Annotated in this window: 17 protein-coding genes; 7 read left to right on the top strand and 10 right to left on the bottom strand. The window is 72.7% G+C overall.

Annotated elements, in window-relative coordinates; all coding sequences use genetic code 11:
* Positions 1–23 precede the first annotated feature (23 nt).
* The 5 genes from K7C98_RS11880 to K7C98_RS11860 all read right to left on the bottom strand — a co-directional run bounded on the left by K7C98_RS11880 (position 24) and on the right by K7C98_RS11860 (position 5137).
* Positions 24–719 carry a hypothetical protein gene (locus K7C98_RS11880; RefSeq protein WP_224191728.1) on the bottom strand — a complete coding sequence of 232 codons (696 nt, stop codon included), beginning with the start codon at positions 717–719 and terminating at the stop codon, positions 24–26.
* A gap of 31 nt (positions 720–750) precedes the next feature.
* Complete coding sequence (locus K7C98_RS11875; RefSeq protein WP_224191727.1) at positions 751–1194, bottom strand: hypothetical protein; 444 nt, start codon at positions 1192–1194, stop codon at positions 751–753.
* 60 nt (positions 1195–1254) lie between these two features.
* Entirely contained in the window at positions 1255–2916 is a 1662-nt protein-coding gene (locus K7C98_RS11870) for a collagen-like protein (protein ID WP_224191726.1), read from the bottom strand.
* A 488-nt stretch (positions 2917–3404) separates the two neighbouring features.
* A complete protein-coding gene (locus K7C98_RS11865) occupies positions 3405–4574 on the bottom strand; it encodes a collagen-like protein (protein WP_224191725.1) in 1170 nt (389 codons plus the stop codon).
* A 20-nt stretch (positions 4575–4594) separates the two neighbouring features.
* Positions 4595–5137 carry a hypothetical protein gene (locus tag K7C98_RS11860; RefSeq protein WP_224191724.1) on the bottom strand — a complete coding sequence of 181 codons (543 nt, stop codon included), beginning with the start codon at positions 5135–5137 and terminating at the stop codon, positions 4595–4597.
* A gap of 588 nt (positions 5138–5725) precedes the next feature.
* Here K7C98_RS11860 and K7C98_RS11855 point away from each other — a divergent pair.
* From K7C98_RS11855 to K7C98_RS11840, 4 genes are all read left to right on the top strand, one after another.
* The gene (locus K7C98_RS11855; protein WP_224191723.1) at positions 5726–6634 is read left to right on the top strand and encodes a tetratricopeptide repeat protein; all 909 of its coding nucleotides are present in this window, start codon (positions 5726–5728) and stop codon (positions 6632–6634) included.
* A gap of 372 nt (positions 6635–7006) precedes the next feature.
* A complete protein-coding gene (locus K7C98_RS11850; RefSeq protein WP_224191722.1) occupies positions 7007–9076 on the top strand; it encodes a sulfatase in 2070 nt (689 codons plus the stop codon).
* Between the two features lie 415 nt (positions 9077–9491).
* Complete coding sequence (locus K7C98_RS11845) at positions 9492–12266, top strand: hypothetical protein (RefSeq protein WP_224191721.1); 2775 nt, start codon at positions 9492–9494, stop codon at positions 12264–12266.
* Entirely contained in the window at positions 12263–13420 is a 1158-nt protein-coding gene (locus K7C98_RS11840; RefSeq protein ID WP_224191720.1) for a hypothetical protein, read from the top strand. Before K7C98_RS11845 ends, K7C98_RS11840 begins: the two co-directional genes overlap by 4 nt.
* Positions 13421–13558: 138 nt before the next feature.
* Here the strand turns inward: K7C98_RS11840 and K7C98_RS11835 are convergent, their stop codons facing one another.
* Positions 13559–13897 carry a hypothetical protein gene (locus K7C98_RS11835; RefSeq protein ID WP_224191719.1) on the bottom strand — a complete coding sequence of 113 codons (339 nt, stop codon included), beginning with the start codon at positions 13895–13897 and terminating at the stop codon, positions 13559–13561.
* Between the two features lie 139 nt (positions 13898–14036).
* Here K7C98_RS11835 and K7C98_RS11830 point away from each other — a divergent pair, with 139 nt between their 5' ends.
* Both K7C98_RS11830 and K7C98_RS11825 read left to right on the top strand, forming a co-directional pair.
* Positions 14037–14372: a hypothetical protein gene (locus K7C98_RS11830; protein ID WP_224191718.1), complete on the top strand. Its 336-nt coding sequence runs from the start codon at positions 14037–14039 to the stop codon at positions 14370–14372.
* A gap of 838 nt (positions 14373–15210) precedes the next feature.
* Positions 15211–15678: a hypothetical protein gene (locus K7C98_RS11825; RefSeq protein WP_224191717.1), complete on the top strand. Its 468-nt coding sequence runs from the start codon at positions 15211–15213 to the stop codon at positions 15676–15678.
* 240 nt (positions 15679–15918) lie between these two features.
* On the opposite strand, the gene K7C98_RS11820 is transcribed toward K7C98_RS11825, so the two are convergent.
* From K7C98_RS11820 to K7C98_RS11810, 3 genes are all read right to left on the bottom strand, one after another.
* Positions 15919–18777 (bottom strand): tetratricopeptide repeat protein, encoded by a 2859-nt coding sequence (locus tag K7C98_RS11820; RefSeq protein WP_224191716.1) that lies wholly within the window; start codon positions 18775–18777, stop codon positions 15919–15921.
* 726 nt (positions 18778–19503) lie between these two features.
* The gene (locus tag K7C98_RS11815; RefSeq protein ID WP_224191715.1) at positions 19504–19953 is read right to left on the bottom strand and encodes a hypothetical protein; all 450 of its coding nucleotides are present in this window, start codon (positions 19951–19953) and stop codon (positions 19504–19506) included.
* 630 nt (positions 19954–20583) lie between these two features.
* A complete protein-coding gene (locus K7C98_RS11810; protein ID WP_224191714.1) occupies positions 20584–21042 on the bottom strand; it encodes an Hsp70 family protein in 459 nt (152 codons plus the stop codon).
* Positions 21043–21200: 158 nt separating this feature from the next.
* Here K7C98_RS11810 and K7C98_RS11805 point away from each other — a divergent pair, with 158 nt between their 5' ends.
* The gene (locus K7C98_RS11805) at positions 21201–22943 is read left to right on the top strand and encodes a hypothetical protein (RefSeq protein WP_224191713.1); all 1743 of its coding nucleotides are present in this window, start codon (positions 21201–21203) and stop codon (positions 22941–22943) included.
* 96 nt (positions 22944–23039) lie between these two features.
* On the opposite strand, the gene K7C98_RS11800 is transcribed toward K7C98_RS11805, so the two are convergent.
* Positions 23040–23438: a hypothetical protein gene (locus K7C98_RS11800; protein WP_224191712.1), complete on the bottom strand. Its 399-nt coding sequence runs from the start codon at positions 23436–23438 to the stop codon at positions 23040–23042.
* Between the last annotated feature and the right edge of the window lie 44 nt (positions 23439–23482).

Below are 23482 nucleotides of genomic sequence, written 5' to 3'. Positions count from 1 at the left end.
GGCGGGGAGCGACGATCTCCAGGTCACCCGCGCGGCGCGACGGACGACTCGACCCGGCCGTCGTCGCTCGGGTCGGGACCCGAGGGCGGCTCGGGCAGCCTCGCACCGGCGAATTCGATCGGCACGGCGACGGTCACGGGGACGGCCGGGAGCTCGCGCAGCGCCGGGGGCTTTTGGACGATCTGTTCCATGAGACAGGTCGAGACGCGCGGCAGGCCGGGCACGTCGCCGACGCCGAGCGACAACATGGTGCCGTCGGGCGCGTAGGAGGCCTCGACCGTGAACGTCGCCCCGACGTCCGAGCCCGGCGGGAAGCAGCTGCGGCGCAGGGCGTCGCGGCGGGCGTCGAAGTCGGCGCGGAGGGCCGCGACGATCTTCGGCTGCTCGGCGACGCCGGCGGCGGCCGCCGCGGCTTGCTCGGGGCTGGTGGCGATCGGCGCGGCGGGCGGATCTGCGGACTCGGGTCGCGTCGCGGCGGCGGGCGGCGGGTCGGCGGGTCGCTGCTGCGCGGGCGGATCGGCGGGCGGGATGGCGTCGAGCTCGGGCCGCAGCGCTCGCGCGGGGTCGTGGTCGGCGGCGGCGACGCCGAGCGCGGCGGCTCCGGCGCTCGCGGGCGCCGGGGCGGGCTCGGGTTGGGCCCGCGAACGCAGGCCGATCCACAGGAGGATCGCGGCGCCGCCGGCGAGCGCGAGCATCAGGGCGGCGGGGCGTGGTGCCATGAATGCTCCCCGGGACATGTTGAAAGGGACATTATGGAAAGGACAGGACGACGACGGCGGTCACGACCTGGCCGGGCGCGGGGATCCGCAGCGGGGGCAGCTTGTCGAGGACGCACTGCGTGACCGTGGGCCGCGACTCGGCGCTGGTCTCGACGACGCCCCGCATGGCCTGCACGCCGGCGGCGTCGAAGGTGAAGGTGAACTCGATGTCGAGCGCCGGCGGGACGGCCTCGCTCGCGACGACGGGGAGGTAGCAGTCCTGGCGCAGGGTGCCGCGGTGATAGGCGAGGGCGTTGGTGGCGTGCTGCCGCGAGACGGCGAGGTCGACCGGCGGCGGAGCGGGCGGAGGTGAAGGGTCGGGCGCGGCGGCGGGTGCTGGCGCGGGCGTCGGGGGCGTGTTCGTCGCGCGGAGGCCGAGGAACAGGGCCACGGCGATGAGCACGCCGGCGAGGAGGATGGCCGTGGGAGTCGACACGCGGAGGGCAAGAGTGCCGGAGCAGGCGCGCCGCCGCCAGAGGCAGCGGCGCGCGCGGTCTCAGTTGGTGACGAGGATCCAGCCGGTGACGCGCATCAGCGGGTCGTTGAGGCCCGAGGCGCCGGGGCGGACGCACATGCCGACGACGTAGGTGCCGGCCGCGGGGGTCACCGTCGCGGCCGCGGCGGCCGTGGCGACATTGAGGGAGATCCAGACCCGGCCGTGGTTCGCGCCCGAGAAGTTGGTCAAGGTCATCCCGGCGATGGGCCGGTAACAGAGGTCGGTGTCGACGAGCTGCGTGGCCCCGGCGAGCTTGCCGAGGCTCGCTGCCGCCGATCCGGTGAGACGCTGGCCGGCTGCGACCGTGACCATCGTGGTCGGGCCGGCGAAGATCCAATTGGCGCCGTTCTGCGCGATGTTGCCGATGGCTCCGGCGTAACTGCCAGTGGTGACGATGCCGGACGGCCCCGCGGGGCCGACGGGGCCCTGGGCGCCGGCGGGACCCTGGGGGCCGGCCGCTCCGGCAGGGCCGGCAGGGCCGGCGGGACCCTGGGGACCGACCGCTCCGGCGGGACCGGCGGGACCGATGGGACCGATCGGGCCCTGGGCGCCGGCGGGTCCGACAGGCCCGGCGGGCCCGGCAGGACCTGCAGGACCGGCAGGACCGGCGTCGCCTTGCGGACCCTGCGGACCTTGTGGGCCCTCGGCTCCGGCAGGACCTGCCGGGCCGGGGTCGCCTTGCGGGCCCGCGGGGCCTGCCGGACCGGGGTCGCCTTGCGGGCCTGCGGGGCCTGCCGGACCGGGGTCGCCTTGCGGGCCCTGGGCGCCCGCAGGGCCTGCATCTCCTTGCGGTCCAGCGGGGCCTGCAGGACCGGGGTCGCCTTGTGGGCCCTGCGGGCCGGCGGGACCGGGGTCGCCTTGCGGGCCCTGCGGGCCGGCGGGACCGATGTCGCCTTGCGGGCCCTGGGCGCCCTGGGGGCCTTCGGGACCGGCAGGGCCGGCAGGACCGGCGGGGCCGGCCTGGCCGACGTCGCCGGCGGGACCCTGCGGGCCTTCGGGACCGGCGGGACCGGCGGGACCGGCGGGACCGGCGGGACCGACGGGGCCTTCGGGACCGGCGGGGCCTTCGGGGCCCTCGGGGCCGGCAGGACCGGCGGGGCCGGCGGGGCCTTCCGCGCCGGCAGGACCTTCCGCGCCGGCGGGGCCCGCGGGACCGGCAGGTCCGGGCGGGCCGGCGGGTCCGATCAAACCGGAGGGATCGCCGACCCATTGACCATTCTCGTCGATGACCTGACCGAAGCCCTGAATGTTGACATTCGTCGGGTTGATCTCGCCGCGGACGTCGCCGGCGAACATGGCATAAGGGACGCTGACGACGGCGGCCCGCGGGGTCATCTCCGGATCGGCGCCGACGGTGATGCCGAGCCAGCGAGTCGAACCGTCGAAGACGTTCTCGTCGAGCACCAATTGTTCGCCGAGGCGGACCGAGAAAAAACCCTCGTCGAAGTCGACGGAGATGGTCTCGGACCAGATCTCGTTGCCGTCGACCTCGGCGTCGTAGATGGCGAAGGTGAGGTCCTGGGTGCCGCTGACGGGCTCACCGTTGGCGTCGAAGAGCCGGCCCTGGTGGGTGACGAGGGCGGGCACGGCGAGAGCGCTGGCCTCGAGGGGCAGCATCCACGCGGTAGCGAGGGCGACGCCGAGGCAGCACTTTTTCGTCAAGGATAGGAGTCGTTCGATCGTCATGGAGGATTCCCGTTGGCGCGAAGAGGCCGCCCTGGAGGCGAAAGTTGTCGGAGGTGTAGGCGCCCGGGTTCCGGGTCGGCGGACCCAGCGTCCCGGCTCCTCTATCCATTCTGCCGACGACGCAGAGCCGTCGCCGGGAGCCACGCTACCGACGAACGTCGCGGTCGCTGAAGGTCCCCGAGTGCGGTCACCGGCCGACCGCGGCGCGCCGAGACGGCGCGAAAACACCTGTTCGGGGCGAATGCGCCGGTTCGAGGCGCGCCCGCGGCCGCCCCGGAGCTGTCGAACGACGGCGATCGGGCGCCCGCTCGCCGCGGATGGGCGCGGGCGAGCGAAGGCCGAACCTTGCGCGGTCGTCACGGAGCGCGGTGGCCCCACGCTCGCTCACGAATGCGACGAGGCCGACGGGGAGCCCCAGCGGGGCCTCGTCGTCCGCGCGGCCTGCCGGTGCCGGCAGGGTCGGCTCAATTCGTGACCTGCACCCAACCGTTGACGCGGTTGTTGATGTTGATGTCGTACTGGCCGTAGTCGTTGCGGATGCACATACCGACGGTGTAGGTGCCGCCGGCCGGGGGCACGACGGTGCCGACGGCGGTCATGTTGTTGGCGTACTGCTCGACCCGCGGCTGGACGAGGTTGGCGCCGGAGAAGGGGACGAACGGCCCGTTGTCGAGGCGGTAGCAGAGGTCGAGGTCCACCCTTTGCCAGTAGAGCACCTGGCCGTGGGACAGGCCCGCGGTGGCAGCTCCGGTCAAGCGCTGGCCGAACGCGATCGTGATCGAGACGGTCGGACCGACGAACACCCAGCCGCTGTTGAGCGCGATGTTGGCCTGCACCGCGCCGGCGAACCTGCCGGTGGTGACGATGCCGGTCGGGCCCGCAGGACCGGCGGGGCCGACCGGACCGGCCGCGCCCGCGGGACCCTGCGGCCCGGCCGCACCGGCGGGACCGGCGGGGCCGGCGGGGCCGGCAGGACCGACGGGACCTTGCGGGCCGGCGACGCCCGCAGGACCTGCAGGACCTGCCGGACCGGCGGGACCCGGCGTGCCGTCGACGCCGGCGGGACCGGCGGGGCCCGCAGGACCTTCGGGACCTGCGGGACCGGCCGGGCCGGCGGGGCCGGCAGGGCCCGCGGGACCGGCAGGGCCGGGCGGGCCCGCCGGTCCGATGAGGCCGGACGGATCGCCGACCCACTTGCCGTCCTGGTCGATCACGGGGCCGAAGCCCTGGATGTTGACATTCGTCGGGTTGATCTCGCCGCGGACGTCGCCGGCGAACATGGCATAGGGGACGCTGACGATCGCGGCCCGCGGGGTCATCTCGGCGTCCGCGTCGACGGCGATCCCGAGCCAGCGGGTCGAGCCGTCGAAGACGTTCTCGTCGAGCACCAATTGCTCGCCGAGCCGGACCGAGAAGAAGCCGTCGTCGAAGTCGACGGCGATGGTCTCGGACCAGATCTCGTTGCCGTCGACCTCGGCGTCGTAGATCTTGAAGGTGAGATCGTGGGTGCCGTCGACCAGCGAGCCGTTGGCGTCGAAGAGGCGGCCCTGGTGGGTGACGAGCGCGGGCACGGCGAGCGCGTCGGCCTCCAGCGGGAGCATCCACGCGGCCGCGAGGGCCGCGCCCCTGGTCATGAGTCGGAGTCGTTGCATCGTCATGGAGGGTTCCCGTTGGCGCCGATCAGGCCGCCCTGCAGGCGAAAGTTGCTCGAGGTGTAGACGCCCTGGTTCTGGGTCGGCTGACCCAGCGTGAAGACCATGCGGAAGTTGGGGCTCGCAGCGACGGTCCCGCTGTTGACGGTCTGGGTGATCGACTTGCCGCTGACCGGATCGCCGGTGGTGGTGTCGGTGTCCGTCGTGTCGGTGGTGTCCGTGGCCGTGGTCGTGGTCGTCGTCGTGTCGGTCGTGGTCTCCGTCGTCGTCGGCTCGATCGTGGTGGTCGGCTCGACCGCGGTGGTCGAGTCGGTGCCGGTGTTCGAGGTCGTCGGCGGGTCCGTGGTCGTCGGCACGGTCGTCGTCGGCGGCTCCGCGGTCGTCGGCGTGTCGTCCGTCGTCTGCGTGGTCGTGCCCTGCGCCGTGTCGGTGACCGTGGTCGTGTCGTCGGCACACGCCGCGGCCAGCAGCGCGACGACGCCGAGGGCCGGCCACGGACGCGGCGGTCCGTGGGCGGAGGTCGTGATCCAAGCCATCCAGTGCATGCTGCTCCTCTATCCAATCTGCCGCCGAGACACACAGGTCGGCGGCGCGTCCAGACTATCCGTAAGCGCCGCACCTGCTAAGGGGCTTCGAGTGGGGTCGGCAGGGGACATCGCGCGAATCATAGGTAGAAGCACCCTGTCCCGCAGGACAGGATGCGGCCGCGTGGACGCGGACATCGCCGTCCGGATCGGCCCGGGAGCGGCGAATTCATGGCTTTTGGCGCCGGTGCGCGCGTTCGCCCGGGCGCGGGTCGGCGGCGCCGGCGAGGCGCCGGCGGAGATCGTCGAGCGGGGCCAGGGCTGCACCGGCGGTCGTCGTGACGCTCGCGGTCCTCGTCGCGCCGCGGCTCGCCGACGAGTCGCGGCTCCGTTCGGCGCGGCCCGGCGTCGGGCGTGGCCGGAGATGTCCAAAAGGACATGTCATACCATTACCTCCACAGCCTGGTCCGAGAGACAGACGCTGGCTCGGGCGGTCGCCGATGCGGGCCGCCGACGGCACGAGCGCCGGAGCACGAGGAGGCACTTCCTCACACGCCTGCGGCCGCGAAATCCGAACACGAGCGAGCCGGGCTCCAGTAGCGTCGCGTCATGGATGACGCACGCGAGCAGGACACGCGCGACAAGATCGGGGCCCTGAAGGCGGCGCTGGCCGGCGAGGCCACCGCCGAGGAGCTGTACGACCACCACCGCACCGCGGAGGTCGCCATCGAGTTCCGCGAGGCGGACGGGATCGCCGGGCTGCCGGAGGTCGACGAGGAGCTGGTCGACGAGCTGCGCGCGCTGTCGCTGCGAGCGCTGACGCGGGCCGCGGAGGGCCACGGTCAGGCGGCGATCGATCTGGCGCGGCGCGTGCTGCAGAGCGACGACTCCGAGCTCGCGGCCGGCGCCTGGCCGGCGCTGACGCGGCAGGCGGCCGCCGACGAGACCGGGGCGCTCGACGTGCTGCTCAGCTACATGTGGACGCGCGGGCTCGCCGGTCCCGAGGGCAGTGACGGCGACGAGGACGAGGCGCGCGCGGCCGCCGTCCGCTCGGCCGAGAAGGGCGACCCCGACGGCCTGTTCGAGGCGGCGGTACTGGTCGGCCGCAGCGACCCCGAGGCCGGCCGGGCCTACAACGCCAGGGCGGCGGCGCTCGGCCAGCCGCGGGCGATGTTCAACGAGGGCTACTACGCGGAGACCGGCGACCGCGTGGCCCAGGACGACGCGGTCGCGTTCGACTGGTACCGCAAGGCCGCCGACCTCGGTCACGTCAAGGCGGGCGCGCTGGTCGGGATCAAGTGCTTCCAGGGCCGCGGTCACGACCGCGACGCGGAGATCATCACCAAGTACCTCGCGATCGCCCAGGACGGCGGCTTCCCGTGGCCCAGCCTCGCCGAGGTGCTCGGCGTCAGCGACGAGGAGATCGCGGAGATGCGGGAGATCGCCGGCATCGAGGACGACTACGATCCGTACGGCGACGAGGAGGACGAGGACGACGACGAGGACGAGGCCGACTGAGCGACGTGGCCTCGCAGCCAGGCTGCGCCTTCGGGCATGTCGTTTTAAGCATGTCTGAAAGGCCTGGTCGGGGTGCCGCGGTCGAGCAGCGCGCCGCGCGCCGCGCGCGAGGGCGCATCGGCGGCGGGCGATCGCGGCGGTCGTGCGCTACTTCATGCCTCGGCGGGTGGGCCGCCGCACTTGGCCCCGATCGGCGCGTAAGCGGTCCCAGACGGGCTTTCAGCGAGGGTGACGTCTGCATACGTGAGGCGCGGCAAACATCGTCACGCTTCCGTCACGCCGCGACGTCGGGCACAATGCGGCGCTCACGCGATGTCCGTCGAAGATCCGCCCAGAACGGCGTTTTTGGCCCATATTCCGTTCGCTGCCGGGGTGGCAGGCCTGGCTGCCCTGATCGATTTCCTCAGCGGCGGGCACGGTGTCGGCGTCTCTGCGGCGATCTCCGCGCTCGGCGTGGGGGTGGGCGCCGGGGCCGTGCTCGGCGGCCTGTTCGCGGGGGCGCTGCGCGGGCTGCAGCGGCTGCCGGGCTGGGCCCGTGTGCTCGCGTGGCTGGTGATCGGCGGGGGCCTCACCGCCTGGCTCATGGACCAGCTCGGGGTGATCGCCCGCTTCGGCGGCAAGGATCACGCCGACGCCGTCGTCGCGGCGGTGGCCGGCCTGGGCGCGGGCCTCGGTCTGGCGGTCCTCGGGCTCATCGCCCAGCCGTCGATGGACAGGCCGGCGTGGCTGTCGTGGACCAGGAGGCGCCCGCTGTGGGCCGGCCCGGGGCTGGTGCTGCTGGCGATCGGGCTCATCGTCGCCGACCGTCAGGTCGCGGTCGACAACTACGCGGCCGCGCACACGGCCCTGCGGGTCATGGCCGTGTTGATGCTCGCCATCACCGGGGTGGCGTGGATCCGCTACTGGCCGCGGCGCCTGCGGCCGCCGGTGTGGGGTCGTCGCGTGCTCGCCGGGCTGCTCGCGCTGCCGTTCGTGTGGGCCCTCGTGGTCGTCGGCGGCGATCGCGACGTGCTCGCCGGTCTGCTCGGGCGGCCGTTCTCCAGCCTCTCGCTGCGGACGCTGCGGTCGCTCGGCGACATCGACCGCGACGGCTACTCGTTCATCCTCGGCGGAGGCGACTGCGCCCCGTTCAACGCCGCGGTCCACCCGTTCGCGCGCGAGGAGCCGGGCAACGGCATCGACGACAATTGCAGCCTCGGCGACGCGCCGGTCGACCCGCCGCGGGTCGACCCGCCGATCCCCGACACGCCGCCGCCGACCAGCGTCATCCTCATCACGATCGACACCCTGCGGGCCGATCACGTCAGCTGGGGCGGCAAGCGCAACACCACCCCCGAGATGAAGAAGTGGTCCGAGAGCGGGACCCGCTTCATCCGCGCCTACACCGGCGGCTCGTGGACCAGCCTCGCGCTGTCCTCGCTGTTCCGCGGGGTGTACCCGCGGCGGCTGGTGTGGAACCCCTTCTACGAGACCAACCGGTTCCGCCTGCTGCGCAGCAGCGAGATGGACCAGCTCGACGACAACGAGATGCTGAAGCTCAAGTTCGGCCTGCCGGCGCCCGAGAAGTACGTCCCGCTGCAGACCTACTTGAAGCGCCGCGGCATGTACACCGCCGCGGTCATCGACGACGGCTCGACCGGCTTCCTCGACCTGTCGACCGGCGCCTACCCCGACTTCGACGAGTACCACGAGGTCTCGGGCAAGGCGCTCGACGTGGCCGTCACCGACGCCGCGATCAAGATCCTCGACGCCCAGCCCAAGGACCGCCCGTTCTTCCTGTGGGCGCATTACTTCGGCCCGCACGGCGGCCACTCGTGGCACCGCGGCGTGCCGCGCTGGGGCAACAGCGTCGCCGGCAAGTACGACCACGAGATCGCCTGGACCGACAAGCACGTCGGCCGCCTGCTCGCCCGCATCGACGAGCTGGCCAAGGAGCGCGAGATCGCCGTCGTCATCACCGCCGACCACGGCGAGAGCCTCGGCGCCAAGCGGCGCACCCACGGCGTCGGCGTCGGCGAGGACGACATCCGCGTGCCGCTGGTCGTCCGCGGCCCCGGCTTCGCCCCCGGCACCACCTCGAAGCAGCTCGTCAGCACCGTCGACGTCATGCCGACGATCCTCAGGTGGACCGAGACCCCCGCGCCCGAGGGCCTCGACGGGCGCGACCTCGCCGGCATCCTGTCGAACCCGGCCTCCAACAAGAACCGCACCCTCGTCGCCGAGACCTGGCGCTTCACCGCCAACGGCGACGCCACCCACAACATGATCGCGGTGTTCGACGGCACCTTCAAGCTGGTGTGCAACCTGCTCGACGAGGGCCTCGCCGCGCGCAAGCAGCAGGGCGACAAGCCGCTGCCGTACGGCGAGCCGAGGATCGAGCGCCTGCAGGAGGCGCTCGACGCCTACCTCGAGCGCACCGGTCCGCCGAACTTCGTCGATTAGCGCGCCGCGACCGACGCGTCACTGCACCGGCCCGACCGATCGGGTCGCGGTGCCTGTCCTGGCGGGCAGGATCTGTCCAAGAGGATATGTTTTGAGGAGCATTCACGTCACGCCCTGTCATGAATGCGCGTTCATCGGTGCCTCCGTGGATTCCCGAGGCGTGGCGCCGAGATCGCCGCCGCCTCCCGAACGTGGGGCCGCCGGGGACCCGCCTCGGGCCCCACGGGCCCCAGCGCGGCGGAGACCGCGTCTTTGACGATCGCTGCCGAGTGCTGACATTCGTCGCGTGGCGTCACGTCATCGCCGCAGCGCCCGCGATCGGGGCCGCGAGACCACGGGTCCGATAACGATCCTTGATCTCGCAACAACCCTCTTTCTATCGTTCGCTCCCCGCGAGCCCGAGGAGGGAACAGGCATGCCAGCGACGCGCTTCGGACCGTATGAGCTGCTCTCGCCGTCGTCTCTGGCGGGCTTCGTCTTCCCGGCGCACATCGACCGCTACCTGTCGACGCTCGTCGGCTCGGAGCCGACGCCGCTCGACCGCCACGTGTGCGGCAAGATCGACCTGTTCTTCTTCAGCGTCGAGGGCTGCGTCGAATTCCACGTCGGCTCGGGCTCGCACGACCTCGAGCCGCCGCCGCTGGTCCGCAACGTCTACTTGCAGAGCCGCGCGCCGGTGCTGGTGGCCGGGCAGGGCGGCGAGCGGCCGATCGACGCCAGCCTCGGCGACGCGCGCCCGCTCGGCGGCGCCGGCGAGCTGCCCGAGGTCCCGGTCGACAGCGTGCCGGTGCTCCAGCTGCACGCCCCGCCGGTGGTCAGCGGCGCGTCGACCTTCACCGCGCCGCTGGCGGTCCCGCCGAACAAGACGCCCGACGAATTCATCGACGTCGGCGGCGGTCGCCAGGTGAAGTACACGATCACCTCGATCGCGATCTCCCCGCCGGTGGCCGGCGCCGGCCCGATTCCCGCGACCTGGCGGCCCGGGCAGGGGTCCGGCCCGCAGGGCAGTGAGACGCGCATCGACCTGGCGTTGATGAGCCGCGTGCCGACGCCCGGCGAGCACGCGCTCGAGCGCTCGCACGACCTCGACCTGCAGGTCGAGCAGCGCTGGGGCGGGCTGTGCACGCCCATCGCCAGGCCGGTGTGCGTGCTGTTCAGCTGCTGCGGCCAGGCCATCGGCCCGTCCGGGAGCGGCTGGACGCTCGCCGGCCGCGCCCAGCCCGACGCGCCGGGCACCCGCCGCACCACCCCGCCGCCGACGGCGATGCGCGTCGACGAGCCGGTGCGGGCGGCCGGGCTCGGGTTTCTCGACATCCTGTCCCGAGGGGCAGGTGGGCCCTACCGCGACCCGGCGCTGGTGCTCGGCCGCGACCCCGTCGAGCTCGACAAGCCCGGCGGCAAGCAGGGCGGCAAGAAGGGCCAGCTGCCCGCCGGCGCGTGCACCCGCGCGCTGCAGCTGCCGCTCGCGCGCCAGCGCCGGCTCGACAACCCGATCGAGCTCGACTGGCAGCTCGAAAACCTGCTGCAAGAGACAGGTGACGACCGCTGGATCACCTTCCGCACCGGCGCCGGCAACGCCCGCGTGTTCATGGCCGTCGACGCGCGCCTGACCAGGGCCGGCGGCCTGCGGGTGCGCCAGCTCGACGCCACCGGCCAGATCCTGGTCGAGGAGGAGCTCGAGGACATCCCGACGCTGCCGATCTCCGGCATCACCGGCCTGCCCGCCGACTGGCTGGACCCCAACGGCCCGTGGGCGGCCGACGTCCTGCCGGTCGCGCAGTTCCTCGCCGAGGCGCAGTTCGCCGCGCTGAAGAAGATCCTGTTCACGGTCAAGAACCAGGGCGAGCGGCTGCAGCTGGCGATCCCGGCGCAGTTCAAGGATTACGACGTCCCGGCGCGGGCGATCGTCGGCGTGATCGAGGTGTGCCCGCAGAGCGAGAAGATCCGCTGGCAGTCCGAGACGGCGGTCGCCGACGGCGAGCTCAAGACCCTGATTGGTTACCTCGGTGGCGGCGCTCGGGTGCCGCTATTGGCGAACGACACCGTCTACACGCTCACCGTCGACTACGACGCCGTCGCGCGCGACAAGGACGGCAACCTCACCGACTACGCCGGCCGGTCGCAGGCGTTCCAGTTCCGCACCGACGACCGCCCGCCGGCGCGGCTCGACGCCCACGTGTACGGCAGCACGCCGCAGCAGGGCGAGAAGTTCCACTTCTACGAGGACCCGGTCAAGCTGGTGTTCGACGACGAGGCGATCGTGCGGCTGTACGCGCAGTACGGCAAGCAGCTGCGGTTCGTCGTCCGGGGGGCCGACGGCGTGCCGCTGCCGAGCGCCGAGGTCGTCGACCTCGACGCGGTCGCGGCCGAGTTCGGCGCGCCGTACCGCGAGGCGCTGCTCGTGTTGATGAGGAATTACCCCGACCGGTTCAATTGCGTCGGCGGCAGCTTCAGCGTCGGCCGCCACGCCTCATGGACCTCGCCGGTGCCGCTCTTGCCGTGCATGCACTACACCTTCGACATCGAGCTCGATCCGCCGTACCCGGTGCCGCCGGGGGACGAGCAGAAGCCGGTGGTGCCGCTGTTCCGCCGCAGCTTCACGACCTCGCGCTTCGCCTCGCTGGCGGCCCTGATCGAGGCCACGCGCGGGCGGCGGATCCTCCACCGCGCGCTCGCGGCCCCGCTCGGGTTCACCGGCGCCGGCGAGGTCGTCCTGCCCGTCCGCAGCATCGAGGAGGCGCTCACCCGCGCCGGCGAGCAGGCGTTGCCGGCCGGGAGCGACACCGGCTTCACGATCTACTGGGTGTTCCGGCCGGCGCTGAGCAAGTGGGTCCCGCACGCGATCCTCATCGACGCCGCCGAGCCGCTGTGGCGCCTGCGCGACGAGCCCGCGCTCGAGCAGGCGCCGAACCAGCCCGACCCGGCGTGCAAGCGGCTGGTCCCGGCGACCCGACAGGCGTTGCGGCTGGCGCAGTTCGGCGGCGCGCAGATCGCCCGGTTCGTCCGCTCGCCGGCGGGGACCCGCACCGTGGCTGTCTTTGCGGACAGCTTCGTCCCGGCCGCCGGCGGCACGACGATCGAGATCGTCGCCGAGGTCCTGCCGAGCGCGCTGTACGACATCGCCGCCGACACCCGAACCCTGCTCCAGCTCACGCTGCAGCCGGTCGCCCCGTGGGAGGAACAGCCATGATGCGCCACGTGTGGCCCCACGCCAGCCTGCTCCACTGCGCCGAGCTGCTCGCGGCGCACGAGAAGGGGTTGACCTCCGAGACAGCCGGGAAGATCTGGCCCGAGGGCCAGGAGAGCCACGGCCCGGCGGTCGCGCTGCGCTGGTCGACGCACCCGGCGCTGGGCTTCCCGCGCCGGCCGTTCGCGGTGTGGCGGCGGCTCGCGGAGTGGAAGCCGGACCGCTCGGCGCTCGACAAGCCGAAGACGCTGGCGAGCGGGCTCGACGAGCTTGCGATCGCCGGCGACGAGCTGTACGAGATCCGCTTCGCCGTCACCCCGACGGCCGGGACCACGCTGGTCGCCGAGGCGCTCGACGGTCACGGGCGCCCGATCCCCGGCCAGCGAATCGCCTTCGACGCCGCGGCCACCGGGGCCATGCGCTGCCCCGGCATCTGCGCGCTGCGCCTGACCGGCACCGGCCAGATCCACGACCTCCGCGGCATGACCGGCTCGTCGCTCGCCGACGCGGCCGGGTGGCAGCGGATCGCCGTCGTCGGCCTGCCGTACGACAGGGGCTCGCTGCCGCCGCACGTCTACGACACCGAAGTCCCGCAGGGCTACGAGCCGCCGGCGGAGGGCGGCTACGAGGCCGCGAAGGTGCGGCTGCAGGCCGAGCGCGGGCTCGGCCTGCCGCGGCCGGCGAGCGCCGAGGCGGGCGTGCCGACGCCGGCGGGGGCGCTGCTCGAACAGATCCGGCTGTCGGCCGGGCCGCTCGAGAGGATCACCAGGTGCCTCGACAACAGCGTCGACGACGACCCGTCGAGGCGGCAGAGCGCCTATCTCTACGAACATGTCCGCGAGGACATCCGCCAGGTCGACCCGCCGTTGCCGTCCGGGGCCGCGCCGGCGCGGGCCGGGGTGCCGGTGGTCGGCGTCACCCAGCTCGCCGTCGGCAGCGACAGCGAGGTCGCGACGGCGCTCGGCTACGGCGTGATCGACTTCCCGCCGCCGGGCGACCCGAAGGAGGACGGCCAGGTGGTGTGGCCGCCGGGCCTGAAGCCGCCGCCGCACGTGTACCTGGTCGAGGCGGTGTTTCGCTTCCCGTTCGCCGGCGACCTCACGATCTGCGCGCTCGGCCAGGTGCGCCCGCCGCCCGGCGCCGCGGCGCTGTCGTAGGCCGCGACCGCGCAGAGAAACCGCCCGCCGGCCGTCGACCTGCCGAGGGCCCGGCGGGCGACGAGCCGACGATCGCGCGCGAGGTCGAGGAGCGGCTGTGGAACGGCGACACGGAGGGCCTGCCGGACCCGCGAGCGCTCAGTCGAAGCCCACGCCCCACAGCTCGTCGCAGACGAGGAGGGGCTCGCCCATGACGAACTTCCGCAGGCACTCGTAGCGGTTCGCGTCGTCCGCGTCGGCGAGGCATTGCTCGAACACGTCTGGGTCGGGCAGCGCGCCTTGCTCCGCCCGCCACACCGTCCAGGAGAGGTCGTACGCGCCCCAGTGCCGGCGGATCGCGGTGCCATCGGCGCCGATCAGCACGTAGCCCGAATCCGAGAACATATCGCCGGAGTGCTCCCCGCAGTTCCAGCCGATGATGCCGGGCGTGCGGTCGCGGAGCGCCGTCAGTGCGCACGCCAGCGCCTCGGGATTCATGAGCGGAATCGCATCGCCCTCGTCGGGGTCGTCGCAGGCGGAGATATGGTCGCCCCCGACCTCGACGGTCGGGCACAGCGGCTCGCCACAGATCGGCAGAGACGGCTCATCGCCCCATCCGCCCTCTTCTTCAGGCAGGATGCACGGGCAGACGGGCGGCTCGTCGGTCTCGGCCGTGCTCTCCGTGGCCGTCGAACTGCCGGGCTCCGTCGCACCTTCCGTCGTCGTCGACGAGCTGCTGGGCTCCGTCGCAGCTTCCGTCGTCGTCGAGCTGCCGGGCTCGGTCGCCCCGACCGTCGCCGTCGCGCTCTCGGTCGGCGTGCTGGTCTCGGTCCCGTCCGTCATCGTCGCGCTCACGGTCTCCGTCATCCCGACCGTCGTGTCGGTTCCGCCCGCCGTACACGGGCCGCAGCCGGTCATCGCACCGAGTACGCCACCGACGAACAAGCAATGGCGCCACCGCCCGCCTCCATGATTCATGATCGACATGCTAAGTTATACCTCCAGGCTGGTCATGCTAGCCTCATATACACGAGGCGTCGAGGCGCGTCGCGCGCTCGGCCGTCGCTGCCCGAGCCGAAGAGGTACGCGCGCGTCACGCGGAGCGAGGGCCGTGCACTCGTATCCGCGCTCCGCACGGGCGAGTCGCATGGCACACGTAGCGACTGACATTCTCTGGCTGCCTTGCACATCGATCGAGAGGACTCCGAAGATTGTGTAGTTTGTCAAAAAATGTGAATCGATCGGACCTTGGGTCGACCTGGCCAACAAACTTCCGTTGTGCCGACGTTTGTTCTGTCGACGCCTGATTGTCTGCTCTCCCTCAGTATTTCGGGGGAGCGCCATTCGCTCGAGCACAAGACTCGAGGTCACACTCCGCCGGGCGCCACGCACGCACGATGGAAAGACGCGTTCACGTCTGCGCGAGCCCGATCGACGCCCACGCATCCGGTGCGGATACATCGGAGGACAGTGGCGGTGACTCTGCCGGGGAGAGCACAAGGTGGGGCATCAGGCGTACGCTTAATCATGCGCCCGGGCCGCCCTGAATGGGCGGGTGCGTCGCCGAGAGCCGTGCCGACGATGTGTGCGCTCGACCGCCCTCAATACGCTGACTCGCTCTCCGGGCCGTTACGCCGTCGGTCTCGCCACGTGGCGGCGAATTGCCGGCCGCCTTGGCGACCGCGACGGAACCTGCGGCGGGCGATCGGCGGGGATCCGTGCGGGGCGTCAAAGGTAGAGCGCCGGCTTGGTCATACAAACCGTTGGCGCTGCAGAACGCATCGCCAATCGAAATACAGAAGGAACAGCTTATGCGCAACGCACTCAACATTCTCGCAGGAATCGCGCTCCTCGTCGGCGCCGTGGCCCCCGCGGTCCATGCCGGCAGCACCAACGACCCGTGGCCGAGCGATCCCAAGGACCCGGAATCGTACCCGAGCGATCCCAAGGACTCGTGGCCGAGCGATCCCAAGGACCCGGAATCGTGGCCGGAGGATCCCAAGGAGGAGCCCAAGGAGGATCCCAAGGAGGATCCCAAGCACCCGGACCCGTGGCCGGAGGATCCCAAGCACCCGTGGCCGCCCAAGGACAAGTGCGAGCCCAGCAAAGCCGAAGGTGGCTGTCCGACCTTCTGGGAGCTGAAAGACGTCACCGAGGCGACCGAGTCGTTCGACAAGAACGACGACGGCTGCGTCTGCGTCAAGATCATCCCCGGCCAGGGCAAGGGCAACACCGGCGCGGGCAAGAACGTCAAGGACAACAACAATCCCAAACACTGATCGCTGCTGATCCGCCACTCGTCCGGGGCGACGACGCTCCGTCGTCGCCCCGGCGTGGCCTCAATGGCAGCAGACGTGCTGCGAGCGCTCACGACCGCGGCGCTGGACAGGGAATGCACCGACGTGCCGGCCCGGCACAGGGCGTGAGCCTGTCGCGTTTTGGTGTGAGGGCGCGCCGGTACCCTGCTCGCATCGCCCGGCCAACCTCTCGAAGGCGCGCAGCTGGGCTCGCCCGGGAGGTCACTTCAAGACATGTCCCGAGAGCCAGGCTTCGAGATCGCCGTGCAGCGCCACGAAGCTGGCGCTCGCGCTCAGCATGTCGCGGCCCTGCTCGGCCAGCGCGCGGGCCTCGGCGCGCAGCGAGGGGTCGATCCACAGCGCCTCGGCGAGCGCCAGGCGCAGGCGCGCCGACACGTGCGGCCGCGCGGGCGCCTGGCCCGGCGGTTCGGCCGCGAGCGCCCGGCGCAGGGGCTCGCGCGCGGCCACGGGGTCGCCGGCGTCGAGGGCGGTCTGGCCGAGGCCGAGCAGCAGCGGCAGCACGTGCGGGTTGCCGAGGCCGGCGGGCTCGGCGAGCTGGAGGGCGCGGCGGAACAGCGCCTGCGCGGCGGGGAAGCGGCGCTCGCGGCGGGCGACCTCGCCGAGGTCGTGCAGCAGCTCGGCGAGCTCGGGGTGGTCGGGGCCGAGGGTGCGCTCGCGGATCGCCAACGCGCGGCGGAGGATCGCCTGGGCCTCGCCGAGCGCGCCCTGGCGCAGGCGGATGTGGGCGATGTTGCGGAGCGACGCGGCGACGGACAGATGGTTCGGGCCGTAGGTGCGCTCCTTGATCGCCAGCGAGCGCTCGTGCAGCGCGGCGGCCTCGTCGTCGCGGCCGGTGTCGGCCAGCGCGGCGCCGAGGTTGTTGGCGAGCGCGGCGGTCTGCGGGTGGTCGGGGCCGAAGAACTCCTCGGCGAGGGCGACGGCGCGGCGGTGGCTGGCCTCGGCCTCGGCGTGGAGGCCGAGGTCGGAGAGGGTGTTGCCGAGGTTGCTCAGGGTGCCGATCAGCGCGGAGGCGTCGGGCTGGTCGGGCCGGTCGAGGAGGTCGAGGGCGCGCTCGTGGAGCTCGCGCGCCCCGGCGAACTCGCCGCGGATCTGGCGGACGATGCCGGTGTGGCCGAGCCGCTTGGCCTCGACCACCTGTCCCTCGGGACCTAGCCGCTGGACCATGGCGCCGGCGAGGTCGGACCAGCGCAGGGCCTGGTCGGTGTCGGTCTGATAGACGCCGACGCAGGCGATGAGCTCGACCATGGCCCGCGCGGCCAGCTCGTCGAGCTTGCTCGCGGTGGCGACCAGTGCCGCCCGCGTCAGCGTGGCGCCGGCGGTGCGCGGCTCGGCGGCGCGGTTCTGCAGCAGGCCGAGGATGTACAGCGCCTCGGCCTGCGTGGGCGGGTGGGCGACCCGCTCGGCCTCCGCGGCGGCCTCCTCGGCGCGGGCGAGGCCGTCGGGCAGACGACCGGCGTCGAACAGCGCCTTGGCCTCGGCGAGCTGCTGGCGCACGGCCTGCAGCTGCGCGCGCGCGGCCGGATCGTCGGGCGGGGCGGCCGGGGCGATCAGGGCGGCGGGGTCGGAGCAGCGGCGCACGGGGGTCAGGGCCGCGGCGGCCTGCAAGGCGCGGTCGACGACCTCGGGACCTGTCTGAACGAACAGGTCGGTGAGGGCCGCGAGCTCGCGCCGGCGCTCGCCGAGGCAGGTCATGCGCAGGTCGAGCAGCTCGGGCGACTGCTCGTGGCGCACGTGGGTGGCCCGGCAGGCGTCGGCGTGGCCGGCGGCCCAGGCGGCGGCGTAGGCGTCGAGGGTGGCGACCACGCGGTCGGCGGTGGCGCGGGCGTGGGCGCGGCCGGTGGTCGCCAGGGCCGCGTGGACCTCGGCGCGGCGGGCCGGGTCCCACGCGCCGACGAGGCCGAGCGCGCCGTCGCGGCAGAGCTGGTCGCGGCTGTCCGAACGGACATATCCCCACACCCCGGCGCCGAGGAGCAGGCCGAGGGCGAGGCCGGCGGCGCCGGCGGCCCGGGCCCGCCGCGAGCGCAGGGCCCGGCGCTCGAGCACGTCGAGCAGCGCGCCGACGTCGGGCCAGCGCGCCAGCGGGTCGACGGCGAGGCCGCGGGCCAGCGCGCGCGTCAGCCAGGTCGGGGTCCGCCTGTCCCGAGGGACAGCACGCAGCTTGCCGCGCGAGATCGCCTGCAGCAGCGCCATCGCCCCGCCGTCGCCGAACGGGTGGGCGCCGTGGATCGCCTCCCACAGCGAGACGCAGAAGCTGAACTGGTCGCTGCGCGCCGAGGTCTCCAGGCCCATGTACTGCTCCGGGGCCATGTACGCCGGGGTGCCGATCAGCGCGCCGACGCGGGTCAGCCGGCTGTCGACGCTGACCAGCGAGCCGAGCAGGAAGTCGGCGCCGGAGCCGTCGGGCGGCCGCTCGCGCGCCGACGCGGAGTCGCTGCTGGCCTTGAGGACCTGCTCTAAAATACCTGAGTCTTCGGACACGCTGGCGCGCGCCAGGCCGAAGTCGAGCACGCGCACGCGGCCGTCGTCGCCGACCAGCACGTTCTCGGGCTTGAAGTCGCGGTGGATCAGGCCGGCGGCGTGGGCGGCCTGGAGGCCGCGGCCGGCCGCGACGAAGAGGGCGAGGATGTCGCGCCAGTGAAGTGTCCTCTGGGACAGGTAGTGGCGCAGGGTGACGCCGGGGACGAACTCCATGGCGACGAACACGCGGCCGTCGATCTGGCCGGCGTCGTGGACGGCGACGACGTTGGGGTGGGCGAGCCGGGCCAGCGCCTTGGCCTCGCGCAGCAGGCGGGCGCCGGGGCCGAGGCTGGCGCCCTCGGGCGCCTCGTCGGGCCGGCCCAGCAGCTTGAGCGCGACCTTGCGGTCGAGGCCGGGGTCGAAGGCGGCGTAGACGACCCCCATGCCGCCGGCGCCGAGGCGCTCGAGGATGATGTAGCGCCCGAGCAGGTGGCCGGGCTCGAGCGGCGCGTCGGTGAGGTCGTGCGGGGCCGGCGTGATCCGGTCCTCGGCGACCGCGGTGCGCGACAGCGCGAGCGTATCGGCGTAAGCGCGGTCCGTCACCAGCACGCCATTATATCGAGCCGGCCGCGCCGCCGCGCGGGCGGTCTTGCCGCGTGCAGACGCGGACGGGTCCGCATGCGGGAGGGTCGGGGCGAAACTTGTGTCCGTTCCGGCCCCCAGGGCGCGCGGAGGCGGCCGCATCACGGGTTCGTCGAGCGTCGACGGGGCACCGCAGAGGCCGCCTGACGCCGTGGTCCGCGCTTTGGACCTGTCGACGTATTCGCCGGTCCGGGCCTGGATGCGCAAAGGTCGTCGCGTTCGGCCGTGGCGCCTCGGAGCGACGTGTCGTGGCATACGCGGGCGAGGCATGCGGTGCGAGTCGCACGCGCACGGGACATGTCGACCTGGACATGCTTGAAGGGGCATGTCCAGGTCGACATGGGGTTATGACTAATCGTAACTCGAGCCCGCGCCGCGGCGAGCGGGCTCGATATTCTTTTTATAATGAAAATTCGCTGCTGCGGCCGGCGAATGGCGCTCGTGGGGCCATTCGTGGCGCACCGTCCGGAGCCGGCGCCCGAGCCGGATGCTCCCGCCGTCTGCGCCCTGACACACCCCTCCCAGGACAGCCAGGACAGACAGGCGGCGGAGACGATCAGGGCTCTGGCGACGTGCCCCTTCCACCCCTCATCGTTTCGACGTCCCTGCCTCGCGGGCGAGCGATGGGCCGCTCATCGGCCGGCGTGGCGGCGCCGGGGATGCGCGTGCCGATCGGCCCGCGGGCGGTCACACGCTCGCCAGGTCCAGCTGGAGGCAGGTCGAGGTGTCGATGAACACGACCTCCTCGAGGACGACGTCGGAGCCGATGTCGTCGTCGTCCCACGGGTTGATGTTGTAGAACGCGTCGTCCCAGCCGCCCAGGCGGGCCACGAGGTCGCTGGGCCCGCAGAACAGGGCGCCACCGTCGTCACACTGGCTGCGGCAGGTGGCGTCCTGGGCGCACTGCGCGAGGCAGGCCGGGCCGGTCAGCGTGTCGCAGTCGTACGCGCGATTGTAGTCGCTGCCCGTGCCGACGAAGATCTGGGTCTGGACGCACGCATTGAGCAGCACGTCGGTGTCCAGGTTCTGGTCCAGCTGCTGGATCGGCTCCCACTGGCCGGGGCCGGCGAGCGCCGGAGTGGACACGAGCGCCGACACGGCGAGGACAGAGCAAACCTTCAGGATGTTACGCAACATGGGGAGTTCCTTTCTTCTCTTCTCTCGGGCGCGGCGTGGGATGATTCCCTCCGTCGCACTGTGTGGGAATGTTCAGCGCATCCAGAACGTGGGCAATGTCGAAATGTGCCCCGTCGCATGCCCGGCCGCGGCTCGACCTCGCCTGAACGCCGGAGTTCGCCCGCTTGTCTCGACGAATTCGCGGTTTTCGTCGCGGGCGGGCAGGGGCCCGGCGCCGGCGGCGTTTGCGGCGTTCTGCGGCGTCCATTGGCGATTGGCGCCGTCGCCCGCCGCGCTCCTCCAATGTGCATAGTCTTGCGCGGCGGCGTGGCAATATCGAGGCCGTTCGCGGCTCGGCGCAAGGTACTATGATCATTGACGGTGCGGGGCGGTCGCGGCGGCCTCCGGAGGGCTCCGCGCACCTACGAGTCGATGACGGCCGCGTAGGCACCTTGGGCTATGTACATTGTGATATATCGCCTTACAAGTCGCGGGCGCTCCGACATTCGACATTGGCGCGACCGCCGGCGGGCCGGGCGGCGCTTCGATCGGCGCGCCGTTCGACGCGCCCGCGCGGCGACCACGACCTGTCCGGGAGGACGTGTGTGTTTGGAAGGACATGTTTTTCAAGACATGTCCTGAAGAGGGTGTTCAGGGCTGGCCGCGCGGCTGGGCGGCGGCGAGGCGCAGGTCGGCGAAGACGAGGCGGTTGTCGGCCTGGCCCTCCTCCTCGGCGAGGACGCGGCCGCGGCCGTCGGCCTCGATCGTCAGGGTCAGGCGCACGCGCGGCACGCCGCGCGGGCCCGGGCGGCGGAGCGCGAGCGTGACGGTCATGAGCGGGCGGCAGGCGCTCGCGCGTGGGCTGTTGCCGACGACGAGGCGGACCATGACCGTGGGCTGGTCGTCCTCCGCGGTGGTGAAGACCTCGGAGAAGCTGGTCGGGAGCGCCGCGCCGTACGGGACGATCGCGGTGGCGATGTCGCCCGCGGTCTCGATCGTCACCGCCTCGGCGAGCCGCGGGACCGCGAGCTCTCCGGCGCGGCCGCACCAGCGGCAGAACAGGCCGTCGTGCGGCTCGAAGGCGGCCCCGCAGTGGGCGCAGGCGGGCATGCAGGGACTCTATCATGGATCGCGGCCGACGCGCGTGGCCGCGCCGAGGGCCGAGGCGGGCGGGGCGTGTTCGGGCGGGAAGACGTGCGCCGCGTCGCGGTCGGGCGCGGTTGCGGGTGCGCCGGGGCCGGGCCTGGTGAATACTGTCCCACCGCGCCATGACACGCCTCGGCTGTCGCCTCGCCGTCCTGCTCCTGTTCGCCGCCGGGTGTTCGCGGAGCGGGCTGCGGGACGCGAGCGACCTGACGGCGGAGCAGCTCGAGGCGGCGGGGCAGTCGCGCTGCAGCGTGGTGAAGGACCCGGACAAGCCGCTGATCGTCGAGTGGTCGGGCATGGACGCGGCGGAGCTCGAGTCGCGGCTGCTCCGCGGGGTGGTGGCGGTCCGCTACGAGGATTGCGAGATGGAGGTGCTGCGCGGCTGTACCGCGCCGGGGCGCTACGCGTATGCGCAGACCACCACCGGGTCGCAGAGCATTCACATCGGCTCGCTCGACGATCTGCTGATCAACATCCCGCTCGGGCTGGCGCAGCTCGGCGGGCGGATCGAGCGCGGCGAGGCGCTCGAGCTCGACATGGTGGTGGTCGGCCGCTACGAGGCGCCGCAGCCGGCGTACACGGCGGCGGAGCTGAGCGGCGGGCCCGAGTGCGCGCGCGCGACCCACGTCGTCACGGGGGTCAGCCTCGGCGCGTTCCGCCTGTCGTCGGTGGCCGACAGCGCGCGCAGCGGGTCCGGGCCGGCGCTCGCCGGCGCGGCGGAGGACACGATCGAGATCCTCAAGGAGTCGCCGCCGAACATGCTCGAGGCGTGCGCCCAGGTGTCGCTGGCCGACGACCCGCGGCGCAATGTCTGTACCGCGCCGATCCGCCTCGAGGTGGCGCCGATCTCGGCCCACGCGGAGGCGCTGGCCGGGTCACAACAATTCCTCCGACCGCCCGACCTCGACCGCCGCGAGGTGCAATCGATGGACACGGCGGGCAGCCTGCTGGCGCACCAGGCCTACGACGTGGCGGTCAAGGTGCAGGCCGACGGCCGGGCGACGCCGGAGCGCCGCACCGAGGCGTGGTGCGGGCTGGCGGCGATCGAGCAGGACAACCCCTATTTGGCGCAAGCCCGCGAATTGTGCGACCGCTGGCGCGACCACACCACGGCGCTGCGCGCGAGCGAGGCGCGGATGGTCCACGACTACGACAACCTGCGCGTGATGCTCGAGCTGCGCGGGGTGCCGGTGGCGGTCCAGGAGCGCGCGGCGGCCAGCTTCCTGGTCACGCACGCGGGGCTGTCCGCCGAGCAGTATCCGCGGATCCGCGCGGTCGAGCGGGCCAAGCGGCGACTCAGCCGCGGCGACCGCACCAGCCTGCCGTCGTTCTCGGTCGCGGCCGCCGGCGAGCCGCCGCCGATCGACAGCCAGATCGGCGCCAGCCTGATCGATCGCCGCACGTACCGCAAGGCGATCAGCGTCGGCTTCGCCCCGCGGTGGGTCCCGCAGGGCTACGGGCTCGGCGGCACGCTGCTCGGTCGCGTCAATTATGTGCACGAGGTCGGCTTCGAGGTCGCCTATGCGCAATACGCCGGCTACGGCCCGCGCTGGCGCTACATCCTGGCGATGGCCCGCTACGAGCGGGTGTACCGGCCGCACAAGGTGTTTCGCCCGTACGTCGGCGCGTCGTTCGGGGCCCTGATCCCGATCGGCCGGCAGATCTGCGCCGAGTCGCCGCGGATGTGCGCGTCGCCGGCCGGGGTGATGACGCTCAACGGCGGGGCCCGCGTGTCGCTGACGCCGTGGCTGTCGCTGGTGGCCCAGGGCTTCGCGGGGGCGATGACGGCCCGGCCGTACTTCGTCGGCGGGGTCTCGGGCGGGATCGAGTTCACGATCCCGACCGGGCGCGACTGGCCGCAGTGACGCCGGTGACCTGCAGATCGGCGATCGACCTCGTCCTGTCGGGTTCGCTCCTCCTGCGACGGAGAACTCCCGGGCTTCGGAGGACACTGCTCGTGCTCAGCAGTGGCAGTTGCAGAGCGCGGGCCCGGCGTCCGGATACGGCAGTGCGCACATATCAGCAGCCGGCTCGGTCCAGGCGCACGAATTCCAGCCCACGAGGGTGGATCCACAGAAATTGCCGAGGAACATCTCGGTCTCGCAGGTGGCCGTCGTGCGAAAGTAAACGGTGCCTTCCACTGCGCCGGCGCAGGCCGTGGCGACCTCGCAGCCGTCTCCGAAAGCGCTGAGCGCGACGCACGCTCCGCCCTCCTTCGCGGCGCCGCACTCGCTCGCATCTTTCGGATACGAGGTCGTCGAGACCCACTGGCATGTATCATTGTTGTCGGCGAGGCCGATCGGGCCGTCGCAATCCTCGGCCGTACGTTTCGCGCAGATCTCCGCGCGGGGATCGGTCACCTCGTCGGGCGTGCAGGGGGTGGGCTCCGGAGCCGGACCGCAGG

Source organism: Nannocystis pusilla (genome assembly GCF_020073745.1).
In the GTDB taxonomy this organism is placed as follows: domain Bacteria; phylum Myxococcota_A; class Polyangia; order Nannocystales; family Nannocystaceae; genus Nannocystis; species Nannocystis radixulma.
The sequence above is the reverse complement of the archived record's forward strand: the minus strand, read 5'-3'. Positions and strand labels throughout refer to the sequence as shown.

Coding starts and splice junctions, on each gene's coding strand:
- K7C98_RS11880 (WP_224191728.1), bottom strand. CDS start 719: ATGGCACCACGCCCCGCCGCCCTGATGCTCGCGCTCGCCGGCGGCGCC.
- K7C98_RS11865 (WP_224191725.1), bottom strand. CDS start 4,574: ATGACCAGGGGCGCGGCCCTCGCGGCCGCGTGGATGCTCCCGCTGGAG.
- K7C98_RS11860 (WP_224191724.1), bottom strand. CDS start 5,137: ATGCACTGGATGGCTTGGATCACGACCTCCGCCCACGGACCGCCGCGT.
- K7C98_RS11855 (WP_224191723.1), top strand. CDS start 5,726: ATGGATGACGCACGCGAGCAGGACACGCGCGACAAGATCGGGGCCCTG.
- K7C98_RS11845 (WP_224191721.1), top strand. CDS start 9,492: ATGCCAGCGACGCGCTTCGGACCGTATGAGCTGCTCTCGCCGTCGTCT.
- K7C98_RS11840 (WP_224191720.1), top strand. CDS start 12,263: ATGATGCGCCACGTGTGGCCCCACGCCAGCCTGCTCCACTGCGCCGAG.
- K7C98_RS11835 (WP_224191719.1), bottom strand. CDS start 13,897: ATGAATCCCGAGGCGCTGGCGTGCGCACTGACGGCGCTCCGCGACCGC.
- K7C98_RS11830 (WP_224191718.1), top strand. CDS start 14,037: ATGCACGGGCAGACGGGCGGCTCGTCGGTCTCGGCCGTGCTCTCCGTG.
- K7C98_RS11825 (WP_224191717.1), top strand. CDS start 15,211: ATGCGCAACGCACTCAACATTCTCGCAGGAATCGCGCTCCTCGTCGGC.
- K7C98_RS11815 (WP_224191715.1), bottom strand. CDS start 19,953: ATGTTGCGTAACATCCTGAAGGTTTGCTCTGTCCTCGCCGTGTCGGCG.
- K7C98_RS11810 (WP_224191714.1), bottom strand. CDS start 21,042: ATGCCCGCCTGCGCCCACTGCGGGGCCGCCTTCGAGCCGCACGACGGC.
- K7C98_RS11805 (WP_224191713.1), top strand. CDS start 21,201: ATGACACGCCTCGGCTGTCGCCTCGCCGTCCTGCTCCTGTTCGCCGCC.